Source organism: Streptomyces griseicoloratus (assembly GCF_014534645.1).
Taxonomy (GTDB): domain Bacteria; phylum Actinomycetota; class Actinomycetes; order Streptomycetales; family Streptomycetaceae; genus Streptomyces; species Streptomyces griseicoloratus.
In genome coordinates, this window is the sequence record NZ_JACVQF010000181.1 from 73,857 (window position 1) to 87,914 (window position 14,058).

12 protein-coding genes are annotated in these 14,058 nt (G+C 73.1%); 3 read left to right on the forward strand and 9 right to left on the reverse strand.

Annotated elements, in window-relative coordinates:
* Positions 1-6 precede the first annotated feature (6 nt).
* A complete protein-coding gene (locus H0H10_RS10085) occupies positions 7-1,398 on the forward strand; it encodes a uracil-xanthine permease family protein (RefSeq protein WP_188180526.1) in 1,392 nt (463 codons plus the stop codon).
* Here H0H10_RS10085 and H0H10_RS10090 read toward each other — a convergent pair.
* On the reverse strand, positions 1,380-2,525 hold the full coding sequence (locus tag H0H10_RS10090; protein ID WP_188180610.1) for a glycoside hydrolase family 6 protein: 1,146 nt from the start codon (positions 2,523-2,525) through the stop codon (positions 1,380-1,382). The genes H0H10_RS10085 and H0H10_RS10090 overlap by 19 nt on opposite strands.
* 174 nt (positions 2,526-2,699) lie before the next feature.
* Here H0H10_RS10090 and H0H10_RS10095 point away from each other — a divergent pair, with 174 nt between their 5' ends.
* Positions 2,700-3,395, forward strand: a complete 696-nt coding sequence (locus tag H0H10_RS10095) for a DUF5995 family protein (RefSeq protein WP_188180527.1) — start codon at positions 2,700-2,702, stop codon at positions 3,393-3,395.
* A 95-nt stretch (positions 3,396-3,490) separates the two neighbouring features.
* Positions 3,491-4,417: an LLM class F420-dependent oxidoreductase gene (locus tag H0H10_RS10100; protein WP_188180528.1), complete on the forward strand. Its 927-nt coding sequence runs from the start codon at positions 3,491-3,493 to the stop codon at positions 4,415-4,417.
* A 33-nt stretch (positions 4,418-4,450) separates the two neighbouring features.
* Here the strand turns inward: H0H10_RS10100 and H0H10_RS10105 are convergent, their stop codons facing one another.
* The 8 genes from H0H10_RS10105 to H0H10_RS10140 form a co-directional block, all read right to left on the reverse strand.
* Entirely contained in the window at positions 4,451-6,148 is a 1,698-nt protein-coding gene (locus H0H10_RS10105) for a flavin monoamine oxidase family protein (protein ID WP_188180529.1), read from the reverse strand.
* A 45-nt stretch (positions 6,149-6,193) separates the two neighbouring features.
* Complete coding sequence (locus H0H10_RS10110; protein ID WP_188180530.1) at positions 6,194-6,982, reverse strand: carbon-nitrogen hydrolase family protein; 789 nt, start codon at positions 6,980-6,982, stop codon at positions 6,194-6,196.
* 734 nt (positions 6,983-7,716) lie between these two features.
* Positions 7,717-8,949, reverse strand: a complete 1,233-nt coding sequence (locus tag H0H10_RS10115; protein ID WP_188180531.1) for an MFS transporter — start codon at positions 8,947-8,949, stop codon at positions 7,717-7,719.
* Positions 8,950-9,087: 138 nt separating this feature from the next.
* The gene (locus H0H10_RS10120; protein WP_188180532.1) at positions 9,088-9,540 is read right to left on the reverse strand and encodes an Lrp/AsnC family transcriptional regulator; all 453 of its coding nucleotides are present in this window, start codon (positions 9,538-9,540) and stop codon (positions 9,088-9,090) included.
* 10 nt (positions 9,541-9,550) lie between these two features.
* Positions 9,551-11,023 (reverse strand): amino acid permease, encoded by a 1,473-nt coding sequence (locus tag H0H10_RS10125; protein ID WP_188180533.1) that lies wholly within the window; start codon positions 11,021-11,023, stop codon positions 9,551-9,553.
* 731 nt (positions 11,024-11,754) lie between these two features.
* Positions 11,755-13,197, reverse strand: coding sequence for a GuaB1 family IMP dehydrogenase-related protein (locus tag H0H10_RS10130; protein ID WP_188180611.1), 1,443 nt, complete (start codon positions 13,195-13,197; stop codon positions 11,755-11,757).
* 141 nt (positions 13,198-13,338) lie between these two features.
* Entirely contained in the window at positions 13,339-13,659 is a 321-nt protein-coding gene (locus tag H0H10_RS10135; protein WP_188180534.1) for a barstar family protein, read from the reverse strand.
* Positions 13,656-14,027 (reverse strand): guanyl-specific ribonuclease, encoded by a 372-nt coding sequence (locus H0H10_RS10140; protein WP_188180535.1) that lies wholly within the window; start codon positions 14,025-14,027, stop codon positions 13,656-13,658. The genes H0H10_RS10135 and H0H10_RS10140 overlap by 4 nt, the downstream gene beginning before the upstream one ends.
* Between the last annotated feature and the right edge of the window lie 31 nt (positions 14,028-14,058).

A 14,058-nucleotide genomic window follows, 5' to 3' on the forward strand; every position in this document is an offset into this window, starting at 1 on the left:
CTCACCATGGACCTCGGCGTGCGCTGGAAGCTGCACGGTGACGGGCGCACGCCCGCACCCGGAGCGGTGGTCCGCCCCGACGAACGGCTCTCGTGGCCCCGCACGGTCGGGCTCGGCGCCCAGCACGTGGTGGCCATGTTCGGAGCGTCCTTCGTGGCCCCCGTCCTCATGGGCCTGGACCCCAACCTCGCGATCATGATGTCCGGCGTCGCCACGGCCGTCTTCCTGCTCGCCACGCGCGGCCGCGTACCCAGCTACCTCGGCTGCTCGCTCTCCTTCGTCGGCGTCGCCGCGGTGATCCGCGCCCAGGGCGGCACCAGCGCCACGGTGACCGGCGCGGTCCTCGTCGTGGGCGCGGTGCTGTTCCTGGTGGGGCTCGCCGTGCAGCGCTTCGGGGCGCGGATCATCCACGCCGCGATGCCGCCGATCGTCACCGGCGCGGTGGTGATGCTGATCGGCTTCAACCTCGCTCCGGTCACCGCCTCGACCTACTGGCCGCAGGACCAGTGGACGGCGCTGCTGGTGATGCTGTTCACCGGTCTCGCCGTGGTCTGCCTGCGCGGTTTCTGGTCCCGGATCGCGATCTTCCTGGGTCTGGTCTTCGGGTACGGCCTCTCCTGGCTCTTCGACCAGCTCTTCGGGAAGATCCACTCCGTGGACGGCAGCGGCAAGGTCACCGACCACTGGCGGCTGGACTTCTCCGCCGTCGGCCAGGCCGACTGGATCGGCCTGCCGTCCTTCCACGGCCCCACCTTCGAGTGGTCGGCGATCCTGGTGGCCCTGCCGGTCGTGATCGCGCTCGTCGCCGAGAACGCCGGGCACGTCAAGGCGGTCGGCGAGATGACCGGCGACCCGCTCGACGACAAGCTCGGCACGGCGATCTCCGCCGACGGCGTCGGCTCCATCCTGTCCACCGCGGTCGGCGGCCCGCCCAACACCACGTACTCCGAGAACATCGGCGTGATGGCCGCGACCCGCGTCTACTCGACGGCCGCGTACTGGGCCGCCGCCGGCTTCGCCCTGCTGTTCGGCATCTGCCCGAAGTTCGGCGCCGTGGTCGCCGCGATCCCGGGCGGCGTGCTCGGCGGCATCACCGTCATCCTCTACGGCATGATCGGCCTGCTCGGCGCGCAGATCTGGATCAACGCCAAGGTGGACCTGCGCAACCCGCTGAACCTGGTGCCGGCCGCCGCGGGCATCATCATCGGCGTCGGCAACGTCAGCATGAAGTTCACCGACAACTTCTCCCTCAGCGGCATCGCGCTCGGCACCCTGGTCGTCATCACCGGCTACCACGCGCTGCGCGCCTTCGCCCCGGCCCACCTCAAGACGCAGGAGCCGCTGCTCGACGAGGGCACCTCGACCTACGACGAGGGCTCTCAGCGCGCCAAGTCGTAGGCGTACGAGGGGGTGAACGTCCCCGGCGAGCCCTTGCAGCCGTCCGACTCCCCCGGCAGCTTCACCCACAGGTAGGCGTCGATGCGCCCCAGGCCGGTGCTCAGGGTCGGGGTGCGGCCCACCTTGCGGCCGGCCGGGTCGCACCACTCGCCGTCCGGCGGGGCGCCGTTGCCGTTGCGGCTGGTGTCGATGACGGCGCCCAGGCCGGGCGGACCGCCGAGGGCGTCGAGGACCGCGCGGTCGTAGGCCACCTCGTCGGCGGTGGTGTGGAAGTTGGAGACGTTGCTGAACACGCCGTCGGAGGAGCCGGCCGAGGCGGCACCGGCCTGTTTCAGCCATCCCGCCTGCTTGGCGGGCGCGTGCCAGCCGGAGTGACCCGCGTCGTAGTAGACCCGGGCCCTGGGGTTGGCGTCCTTCAGGACGCGGCCGGCGCGGGCCAGCGAGGCGAAGCGGTCGGCGCGCTCGCCGGCGGACAGGCACTCGGCCTGGGCCACCGAGTCGGGCTCCAGGATCACGACGACCTCACCGGAGCCGAGCCCGGCGGCGAAGCGGTCGATCCAGTCGTCGTACGCGTCGAGGTCCGGCGCCCCGCCCTGGGAGTGCCCGCCGCAGTCCCGGTCGGGTATCGCGTACGGCACGACGACCGGCACCCGGCCCTGCGCGGCGCCCCCGGAGGTGACCGCGCGGACCCGGGAGGTGATGGTCGCGGGCGTGAAGTCGGCGAACCACACGGCCGCCGGGTGGTCGGCTATCCGGGACTCGATGACCGGCCGGCGCGGGTCGTCGGGGTGGGCCCGGACCCAGTCGAGGATCTGGGACCGGGGGTGCCGGTACAGCCGGGTGGACGCTGCGGCGGTCCGCGGCTGCTTCTCGGTCCTCGCCGGCGTCGGCCGGGGGCTCGCCTTCTCCCCGGCCGGCGAGGGCGACGGTGAGGCGGACCGGGTGACCGACGGGGACAGGGATGGGGACGGCGACGGCGACGGCGGCACAACGGGCAGGGACGGAAGGCCCGGCGACCGCGTCACCTCCGGCGGCCGGGCCTCGTCCGTGCCGCCGCCGTCGTCGAACGCGGACAGCATGCCGGTCGCGGCGCCCACCGCGACCACGACGGACGCCGCCACGACCATCGCGCTGCGGCGGGCGGCACGCCTGCGCTCGGCCCTGCGGGCGGCCAGGCGCCGGGCACGAAGGCCAGACACGTACGGTTCCCCCTCCCCCGCACGGCGGGCGCGTTCCCCCGTTCTGGGGAAGCGTCGGGCCCGCCGGCACTCCCGTCAGCCTAAAGCTGCGACCCTGCCGCCATGGCGCACTGCGAACAACTCACCACGGTCCCCGGCGCGGTGGACGGCGTCCTGTCCCGCATGCGCGCCCTCGACGCGACGCTTCCGCCGTGGGACGGGGTCGCGGTCTTCAACCGCGTCTACCTGGCCGTCACCGAGGCCGTCGACCGGCAGATCGACGGCGGGCGGTTCCCGGACGCCCGGGCCGCGATCACGCTGGACGTGCGGTTCGCGGAGCGCTATCTGGCCGCCGTCGACACGGCCGATGCCGACCGCCGGCCGCCGGCCTGCTGGCGGCCGCTGTTCCAGTTCCGCCGGCATCCCGGAGTACGGCCGCTGCAGTTCGCGCTGGCCGGTATCAATGCGCACATCGGCCACGATCTGGCGCTCGCCGTGGTGGACACCTGTCGTACGCTCGGCTGCGAACCCGCCGACCTGGAGGACGAGTTCGACCGGGTGGGCGATCTCCTCGTGTCGCTGGAGGAGCGCATCCGCGACGAGCTGATGCCGGGTCCCGACCTCCTCCAGATCGCCGACCCGCTCACCCATCTGCTCGGCTCCTGGAGTCTGGAGCGCGCCCGGGACGCCACCTGGGCGGCAGCCCGCGCGCTGTGGGCGCTGCGCCGGCTGCCCGACGTCGCCGGGGAGTTCACCGAGCACCTGGACGCGGCGGTGGGCTTCGCCGGCCGCATGCTGCTCACCCCGCTGCCGGACTGATCCGGCCAACATCGCCGCGCCCGACCGGAAATCCCCCGTGACCGCAGTACGTTGGCGGCTCGGGCAGTACAGCGACCGCGAAGGAGCACCCAGGTATGGCGACCCGGCTCGGACTCGGCCTCCCCCAGATGCGGCAGTACGACATCGGCAAGGACGTCCCCGACGTGGCCCGCGCCGCGGAGCGGACTGGCTACGACAGCCTGTGGGTCTTCGAGCGCGCCCTGTTCCCCGAACCGGCCACCCAGGGGCTGTACGGCGTCGAGGGCCTGCCCTGGCCGGACGAGTACCGCAACGTGGCCGAGCCGCTGGTCACACTGGCGCTGGCGGCAGCGGCCACCGAACGGGCCGAGCTGGGCACGAGCGTCCTGATCGCCCCGCTGCACGTGCCGTTCCAGCTCGCCAAGACGCTGGCGTCGCTGGACGCGGCCAGCGGCGGCCGGGTGATCGCGGGCTTCGGCACGGGCTGGTCCCACGACGAGTACGCGGCCGCGTCGGTGCGGCCGTTCGCCGAGCGGGGCCAGGCGCTGGACGAGCTGATCGAGGTGTGCCGCGCGGTCTGGGGCCCGGACCCGGTCACGTACGACGGGCACCTCACGAAGATCGCGTCCGCGGTGGTCGGCCCGAAGCCCGCCCGTCCCATCCCCGTGATGCTGGCGGCGGGCAGCGCCAAGGCCCGGCGCCGGCTGGTCGACCACGCCGACGGCTGGCTGCCGGTGGGCATGGGCGCCGAGGCCGTGGCCGAGCAGTGGCGGGTGCTGCAGGACCTGGCCGCCGAGCGCGGCCGTACGGAGCCGATCCGGACCGTGCTGCGGGTCAACGCGCGGTACCGGTCGGCGACCGTCGACGGCGACCGCCAGCCGTTCCACGGCAGCGTCGACCAGATCGTCGACGACCTCGCCGCCCACGCCGAGATCGGCCTCGACGAGATCCTGATCGACCTCCAGAGCACCCCGCGGGACGCCCAGGAGCTCATGGACGTCGCCGCGGAGGTGCACGAGAAGGCGCGGGCGGCCGGGATCTAGCCCGCAGCTCTCGTCCGCGGCTCTCGTCCGGGGTCAGTCCTCCGGGAGTTCCACCGGAGCGATCTCGTCGTACAGGTCGCCGGGCCCCGGGTTGCCGGGGTCCGTCGCCCCGCCGAAGTGGTGCATGACGCCCCAGACCGCGTTCAGCGCGGTCTGGACGGCGCCCTCGGCCCAGCCTGCCGTCCAGGAGATGTCGTCGCCGGCGAGGAAGATGCCCCGCTTGTCCTCGGGCAGCCGGTCCTGCATGAAGTGCGTGAACAGGCGCCGCTGGTAGCGGTAGTGGCCGGGGAGGTTGGCCTTGAAGGCGCCCATGAAGTAGGGCTCGTTCTCCCAGGAGACCGTCACCGGGTTGCCGATGATGTGCTTCCTGATGTCGACCTTCGGGTAGATCTCGCCGAGCGACTTCAGCATGACCTCCATCCGCTCGTTCGCGGACAGGGGCAGCCACTTCAGGCTGTCGTCGCACCAGGTGTAGGACAGGCAGATGACGGCGGGCTTGTCGGGGCCGTCGTCGAGCAGGTAGGTGCCGCGGGTCATGCGGTCGGTGAGCGTCATCGACATGACGTCCCGGCCGGTCTCCTCGTCCTTGTCCAGCCAGAACGGCCGGTCGACGGGCACGAAGAGCTTCGAGCTCTCCATGTAGTGGGTCCGCTCGATGGCGGTCCAGTGGTCGATCGGGAAGAGCGAGTCGTCGCAGGCGATCTTGGACAGCAGCATCCAGGACTGGGCGGTGAAGATCGCCGCCTTGTAGGTGCGGATGTCGCCGTTCGCGTCCGTCACGGTGATCTGGTTGCCCGCGGTGCGGTTCAGGCGGGTCACGGCCGGGCGGGGCTCGCCGCCCTCGTGCAGGCTCGCGAGCGAGGTGCCGTACGGCCAGTGGACGATCTTCTCCGGCTCGCGCTCCCACAGGCGCAGCGGCAGCTGCTGGGAACCGCCGATGATGCCGCGGTGGTGGTCGTCGGCCTCGGTGTAGACGACCCGGAGGATCTCCAGGATGGAGTTGGGGAAGTCGGTGTCCCAGCCACCGGTGCCGAAGCCGACCTGGCCGAAGATCTCGCGGTGCCGGAAGGACTTGAATGCCTCGGAGTCGCAGAGGAAGCCGTAGAAGGTCTGGTTGTCGAGCTTCTCGACGAGCTTGGACCAGATCTCGCGGATGCGCTTGACGTCCCGCTCGCGCAGGGCGCGGTTCATGTCGGAGAAGTCGGCGCCCTCTTCGAGGCACTTGGCCCAGGCGTCGGCCACGTCCCGGTAGACCTGCGGCAGGTCGTCGAGCGTCTCGGCGTAGTGGGACTCGCCCTTGAGGTCGACGACGGTCGAGGGCGTGGCCTCCGCGAGGGGGTTGGGGAAGGGCCGGGTCTCCAGGCCCACCAGGTCGATGTAGTGCTGGAGGGCGGTGGAGGACGGCGGGAAGCGCATCGCGCCCATCTCGGCGGTCAGCGACGGGTCGCACCCCTCGAAGCCGACCGTCCGCAGCCGGCCGCCGATCCGGTCGGCCTCGTACACGACGGGCTTGAGGCCCATCTTCATCAGCTCGTAGGCCGCCACGATGCCGGACAGACCGCCGCCGATCACCGCGACCTCGGTGCCGTGCTCGGTCGCGGGTATCTGGCCGAGGCCCGCCGGGTGGGCGAGGAAGTCGTCGTACGCGTACGGGAAGTCCGGGCCGAACATGGTGATCGGCGGCTGCTGCTCGTCTGCGTGCTCGACGGCGTTGGGCACCGTGGACGTCATGGGGTACGGACTCCTTGCACAAGAAAGACTGGGGGCGGGGGTGTTTCAGACGAGGGACCCGTACAGGCCGGGGCGGCGGTCCTTCAGGTACGGGTTGGCCTCGCGGGAGGCGGCGAGGAAGGCCGGGTCGGCGTCGGCGAGGACCAGTTCCTCGGCGCGCCCGGCCCGGGTGCGGGCGATGCCGTCGGGTCCGGCGAGGGTGGAGAGCCCGACGAACTCGAACTCGCCCTCCTGACCGACCCGGTTGACGTACGCCACGTACATCTGGCTCTCGAAGGCCCGCACCGGCACGACCGACTCGGCGACGAACTGGAACGGGTGCATCTGCGCGGTCGGCACCAGGAGCAGGTCGGTGCCGGCCAGGGCGTGGGCGCGGACGTTCTCCGGGAACTCGACGTCGTAGCAGATCATCAGGCCGACGGTCAGGCCGTTCAGCTCGGCCTGGACGACGGGCTGCTCGCCCGGGGTGAAGTGGTCGCGCTCGAAGCAGCCGAAGAGGTGGGTCTTGCGGTAGTTCGCCAGGCGCGTGCCGTCGGCGGAGATCAGCTGGGCGGAGTTGAAGACGGTGCCGTCGGCGCGCTCGGGATAGCCGTAGGCGATGGCGAGGCCGTGCCGGGTGGCCGTCTCCGCGATCGCGTCGGCCGCGTCGCCGTCGGCGGGCTCGGCCAGGCGCGCCACGTCGTCGCCGATCGCGTACCCGGTCAGGAACATCTCCGGCGCGACCAGCAGCCCGGCGCCCGCGGCGGCGGCCCGGCCGGCCGCCTCGTCGAGCACCTTGAGGTTCTCGGCGGTGGAGCCGGGGCGGCCGGAGCTCTGGAGCAGGGCGGTGCGCATGCGTGTTCCTCACCGGTGGGCGGGGGTTCGGGGGGGCCAGATAGACGGTACGGTCGGCGGTCCCGGCCGGACAAGGAGGAGCCGTTGCGCGCCGGTGCGCGGATCGTTGCGTCGGCCGGGCGCCTCCCGGCGATTCGTTGCACGGCTTCCGTCGTACGTCCGTCCTCGCCCGGGCGCAGGCGTCGCGCGGCGGAGGGGCGGTCCCGGACGCCGGGCCGCGACGGGCAGCCCGGCGGGGACGAAGGACCGGCCACGGAGCGCGGGCCCGGCGACGCCGTCCGAGCAGGCGGGGCGGGGAACGGGCGGCGTCACGGTCGCGCCCTGACCGCCGCCGACTCCGGGGCCCTGTCCGGCGCGAGTCATGCCCCGCGCGGCGCTGGTGGGGGGCACGCCCTCCCCCGACGCAGGCAGGACACCGCAGCCCACCGCATGGCCCCGGACCCTGCCTCGCGCGGCGCCCGGCCGGCATGCCCTCCCCCGACGCAGGCAGGACACCACAGCCCACCGCATGGCCCCGGACCATGCCCCGCGCGGCGCCCGGCCGGCATGCCCTCCCCCGACGCAGGCAGGACACCGCAGCCCACCGCGTGGCCCTGGATCATGCCCTGGGCGCGGGCCGGCGGGCATGCCCTCCCCCGGCGTGGGAAGGGCGCCGGGGAGCACCGCGTGGGCCGCCGCGGCAGCGGCAGACGTCCGTGCCGTCTCCGCACCGCGGCGGGCCGCAGCGGACCCGCTCACCTGTGCCGATCGCGTGCCGCCGCCTTCCCTCGGCCGATCCGCCGGACAGGCCCCGGCCGTCTCGCCGTCAGCATCGCGGCCGTCAGGAGATACGGCACCGCGAACCAGGCGAAGGCCGTGGCGTGCCCGGTCGATGTGCCGACCGCCGCGTAGGCGCCGAACACCGCGACCGTGGCCAGCTCCGTGCCGAGGCCCGCGACCGAGGTGAGGGTCGCCCGGCCGGTGGCGTCGATGCGTTCCTGGAGGCGGGCGTCGGCCAGGACGCTCGCCAGCTGGAAGCCGCCGAAGGCGACGGCGACCAGCACCAGGCCGGACGGTGTCCCGGCGGCGGCGCCCGCGGCCAGGGCGGACCCCGCGCCCGCCAGCAGACCGGCGAACCCGGCCCTGCCCAGGCGTTCGCCGACGCCGGCCAGCAGGCCGCCGGCCGTGGCGCCGGCCCAGATCACCAGGAGCAGCCAGGGCACCGTCTGCTCCGCCACGCCCGTGTCGCGCACCAGCAGCGGCGTGTACTCGTCGAGGGCCCCCCATACGGCCGTCACGGCCGGGACCAGCAGCAGCGCGCCGCGCACGGACCGGTCGGCGCGGACCTCGCCGAGCCCCGCCCGCAGGGTCGCCGTCCAGCCGTCGCCGCCGGCGGACGGCGCCCGGTGTTCGGGGAAGCGCGTCGCGGTCGCCGCGGCGAGCAGGCAGACCAGGACGCTCGCCGCACCCACGGCGGCGTATCCACCCTGGGCGAAGACCGGCCCGGCGAGTCCCATCGCGGCCATCACGCCCACCAGTCCGGCGGAGCGGGCCCGGCCCATGACACGGGCGTAGCGGCCGGCGGCACCGAGCCGGTCCAGTTCGTCGTGGACCAGGGCCTCCAGCGCGCCCGAGCCCAGCGCTCCGCCGGCGCCCCAGAGCACGAAGCCGAGGGCGAAGGCGCCGTAGGACGGCACGAGCACCCACAGGGCGAAGCCGGCGGCGGTGAGCAGCGGGCCGAGCCACAGCAGCCGGCGCCGGGAGACCGCGTCGGCCCAGGCGCCGGAGGGGACCTCCAGCAGCACTCCCGTGACCGACCAGAGGGCGAACAGGGAGGACATCTGCCAGACGGACAGTCCGGTGTCGCTGAACAGCAGCGCGTACACCGGGTAGAGCAGCACGAACTCGTCGAGGAACGCGTAGCCGTACAGCGTGGTCGTCAGCCGCCGGTAGCCGGCGGCCGGCACACGCGGGGGTGTGAGAGTCATGGGGCCTTCCCGAGGGGGCGGTACGGACACCGGAGGTACGGCGTCCGAGGCGGCCCTCGGGAGGAGGCGCGGCTGGTGGATCAATGTCGCCAGGTCATGGCCCGATGATAGGCGGACCTGCGGCACCCGGCCGGGGAATTACGTGGGCGACCCCGACGAGTAGCGCCGCAGCAGCGGCGAGAGCACCAGCACGGACTTGGTCCGCTCCACGAACGGCTCCCCGGCGATCCGCTCCAGGACCCGTTCGAAGTGCCGCATGTCGGAGGCGAAGACCTGGGCGATCGCGTCCGCGTCCCCGGTGACGGTGGACGCGGCCACGACCTCCTGGTAGCGCTCCAGGCCCCGCTGGATGGTCTCCGGCGAGGTGTTGCGGCGGCAGTGGATCTCGACGAAGCCCTCGGTCTCCCAGCCGAGCGCGGCGGGGTCGACGCGCACGGTGAAGCCGGTGATGGCTCCGGTGGCGCGCAGCCTGTCCACGCGCCGTTTCACGGCGGGCGCGGACAGGCCGACGAGTTGCCCGATGTCCGCGTAGGAGCGGCGGGCGTCCTCGGCGAGGGCGTGCACGATGCGTTCGTCGAGATCGTTCAGCACTGCGGGTGGTTCACTTCGCTTCTGATGGGGCCAGTCGGGAGCGGCGGTAGCCGTATACGAAGTAGAACACGAGCCCGACGGCCATCCAGACACCGAAGACCACCCAGGTGACGGTCGACAGGCTGCCCATCATCCACACGCAGAAGGCGAAGCCCAGGGCCGGCAGCACCGGCGACAGCGGCACCCGGAAGGTGCGGGGCATCTCCGGGCGGGTCCGGCGTAGCACCACGACGGCCACGTTGACCAGGGCGAAGGCGAAGAGCGTGCCGATGCTGGTGGCGTCGGCGAGCTGACCGAGCGGGATCGCGGCGGCGAGGACACCGCAGAACAGGGAGACGATCAGGGTGTTGGCGCGGGGGGCGCCGGTCTTCGGGTGGACCTTGGAGAACACCTTGGGCACGAGCCCGTCCCGGGACATCGCGAACAGGACGCGGGTCTGGCCGTACAGCACGGTCAGGACGACGCTGGCGATGGCGATGACGGCGCAGAACGCCAGCAGGGTGCCCCAGAAGTGCTGGCCGGTGACGTCGCTCATGATCTGGGCGAGGGACGCCTCGGAGTCGGTGAAGGTGCGCCAGGGCCGGGCGCCGACGGCGACGGCGGCGACGAGGACGTACAGCGCGGTGACGATGACCAGGGACAGCATGATCGCGCGCGGCAGGTCGCGCTGGGCGTTCTTGGCCTCCTCGCCGGCGGTGGAGGCGGCGTCGAAGCCGATGTACGAGAAGAACAGCGTGGCCCCGGCGGCGCTGACGCCGGCCATGCCGAGCGGCATGAAGTTCTCGTAGTTGCCGGAGCGGAAGCCCTGGACGCCGATGGCGCAGAACAGCACCAGTGCGGCGATCTTGACGACGACCATGACGGTGTTGGCGCGGGCGGACTCGCGGGCGCCGCCGAGCAGGAACGCCATGGCCAGCAGGACGACGATCAGCGCGGGCAGGTTGAAGATGCCGCCGTCGCCGGGCGGCGCCGACAGGGCGGCGGGGATGGTGACGCCGATGGTGCCGTCGAGGAGCTCGTTGAGGTACTCGCCCCAGCCGACGGCGACGGCGGCGACCGACACGCCGTACTCCAGGACCAGGCACCAGCCGCAGACCCAGGCGACCAGCTCGCCCATCGTCGCGTAGGCGTACGAGTACGAGGACCCGGCGACCGGGATGGTCCCGGCGAGCTCGGCGTAGGACAGGGCGGAGAAGAGCGCCGTGAGGCCGGCGATGACGAAGGAGAGGGTGACCGCGGGTCCGGCCTTGGGGACGGCCTCGCCGAGGACCACGAAGATGCCGGTGCCGAGGGTGGCACCGATGCTGATCATCGTCAGCTGCCACAGGCCGAGGGAGCGGCGGAGGCTGCCTCCCTCGCCCTGGCCGCCCTCCGCGACCAGGCGTTCCACCGGCTTGCGGCGCATGAGGCGCGCGGCCGGGCCCGGGGCGGAGGGCGGGGCGGCCGGGGCGTCGTGGTGCGGGGGTGCGCCTTGGTCGAGCACGCGTTGACTCCTTTGTCGCTGCCGGTCTCAAGCGGGCGGGCTTGCGGCGGGCTTGCTGAAGCGGCGGGGACCGGCGGCGTCCCTCGCGCAAGCGGGAACCCACCGAGCGGGGTCCCCGCCACGCCACGTACAGCGCAGAACCCTATGAGCGGGGCCGTTGCCCCGGTAATGCAGCAACCTTGCGCATCCCCGCACGATCGTTGCGTTCGTCGCGGCGGGACGGGCGTTCGTTGCGCGGGGGCTGTCGAGCGTTGCGCACGGCGGTCGCCGCGCGGTGGGAACCACCCTGGTCAGCACCGGTACGGCTCGCCCACGCCGGCGCGTGTCCGACAACGTCCGCCACGCCGACCACGGCCTCTCCGGCCCGGTCCCGGCGGCCTCCTGCGCCCGATCCGTCGGGGCACGCCTCCCGGGCGGCATGCCGACCGGCGCCGAGCGGGGTCCCGGCCCGCGACCAGCAGGCACCGGCCTCCCGGTCGGTGCGGACGGTGGGCCGACGCCCGCGGCCGGCCTCCCGGACCGGGCCGACGCTGAGCGACACCCGTGACCGGCCTCCCGGACCGCGCCGACGGCGAGCCGGCACCCGAGACCGGTCTCCCGGGCCGCGGGCTCGGTCGGGCGAGGAGCCGGCGTCCGGGCAGGAGGGGGCGGCGGATACGGCGACGGCCCCCGTCCTCCCGGTGCGGGGAGGGCGGGGGCCGTTCGAGGGGGCCGTCCGGGACGGGAGCCGGTCAGTTCCAGCTGGCGTGCAGCGGCTTGCCCTCGGCGTAGCCGGCAGCGCTCTGGATGCCGACGATGGCCTTCTCGGCGAACTCCTCCAGGGAGGCCGCACCGGCGTAGGTGCAGGAGGAGCGGACGCCGGCGATGATCGAGTCGATCAGGTCCTCGACGCCGGGGCGGGCCGGGTCCAGGAACATCCGGGAGGTGGAGATGCCCTCCTCGAACAGCGCCTTGCGGGCCCGGTCGTACGCCGACTCCTCCGAGGTGCGGTTGCGCACCGCGCGGGCGGAGGCCATGCCGAAGGACTCCTTGTAGGCCCGGCCGTCCGCGTCGTGCTGGAGGTCGCCCGGGGACTCGTAGGTCCCGGCGAACCAGGAGCCGACCATCACGTTGGACGCGCCGGCCGCGAGGGCCATCGCCACGTCGCGCGGGTGGCGGATGCCGCCGTCGGCCCACACGTGCTTGCCGTACTTCTTCGCCTCGGCCGCGCACTCCAGGACCGCGGAGAACTGGGGCCGGCCGACACCGGTCATCATGCGCGTGGTGCACATGGCGCCGGGGCCGACGCCGACCTTGATGATGTCCGCGCCCGCCTCGATCAGATCGCGCACGCCCTCGGCGGAGACGATGTTGCCCGCGACGATCGGGACCTGCGGGTCGAGGTCGCGCACCAGCTTGATGGCGTTGATCATCGACTCCTGGTGGCCGTGCGCGGTGTCGATGACGAGGGTGTCCACGCCCGCGTCCAGCAGCTGCTTCGCCTTGCCCGCCACGTTGCCGTTGATGCCGACGGCGGCGGCGATCCGCAGCCGGCCCTGCGCGTCGGTGGCCGGCGTGTACAGGGTGGCGCGCAGGGCGCCCTTGCGGGTGAGGATGCCGGCCAGCCTGCCGTCCTTGTCGACGGCCGGGGCGTAGCGGCGGTTGGCCGCGTCGAGGGTGTTGAACGCCTCGCGCGGGTCCATGTCCGCGTCGATCAGCAGCAGGTCCTTGGACATGACCACTTCGAGCTGGGTGAAGCGGTCCACGCCCGTCAGGTCGGTGTCGGTGACCACGCCGATCGGCTTGTGCTCCTCGTCGACGACGACACCGGCGTTGTGCGCGCGCTTGGGCAGCAGGGCCAGGGCGTCGGCGACCGTCTGGTGCGGGGCCAGCACGATCGGGGTGTCCAGCACCAGGTGACGGCTCTTGACCCACGAGACGACGTCGGTGACGACCTCGATCGGGATGTCCTGCGGGATGACCACGAGGCCGCCGCGACGGGCCACCGTCTCGGCCATACGGCGACCGGCGATGGCGGTCATGTTGGCGACGACGAGCGGGATGGTGGTGCCCGTGCCGTCCGGGGAGCTGAGGTCCACGCCCTGCCGGGAGCCGACGGCGGAGCGGCTCGGCACCATGAAGACGTCGTCGTACGTCAGGTCGTACGAGGGCTGGATGTCGTTGAGGAAACGCACGTGCTGCACATCCCAGTGGTTCAGAGGTGGCCCCCGGACAGGTCAGCCAGGGGGAAAGAGCACGTACTTCATTCTCCCATGACGGGCGCCGCATCTTCCCCGGGCAGATCATCCAGGCTGGTCAGGGACCCTCTTGGAGGATCATCCAGGGCCCAGGGTCACGAAGAGGCCCGCGCCCCGGTCCGTCGCCTCCGCGAACACCTCCTCGGCGACCTGCCACTCCTGCGGTCGGGCCTCGGCGTACGCCCGCCAGCCGCGCACCACCACCAGCAGCCCGCGCTCCACCGCCCCCTCGGGCCACAGGGTGTGGTCGGACAGGGAGTCGGCGAGGGCGTCCCAGTTGCGGCCGAACCACTCCGGCAGGTCCAGGGTGCGGGCGCAGCGGTCCATCAGGCCCGCCTTGTCGGTGACGCCCTCCAGGTCCAGCGTGACCACGATCCGGCCCGCCGGGTCTTCCGTCATCTCAGTACCGCCCTGAAGGAGTCGTAGTGGTCGTCGGTGTAGTACGTCTCGTCGTGCCGGCCGGTCACGATCCGCCGGGCGCCGCGGTCGCGCGAGCCGGGCGTCCGGACCGTGTACTCGCGGTAGTAGCCGCGTTCGTGGCGCGGCAGCAGGCCCTCGAAGTTGCCGAAGACGGCGCCGTCCCGCTCGTACGGGAAGGGCCCGCCCGCGTCGATGAGCCGCAGGGTCTCGCGGGCCTCGGCGGGCAGCTCTGACTCCCGGACGGTGGCCATGCCCTCGGCCCAGGACGGCGGGAGGTCCGTCGTCGCACAGCCCGCGAGCAGTACGAGGACACCGGCGAGCCCCCGGAGGACGAACCGCAGCACCATGCCGCCGATGCTGCCACGGCCCTCCCCCCAC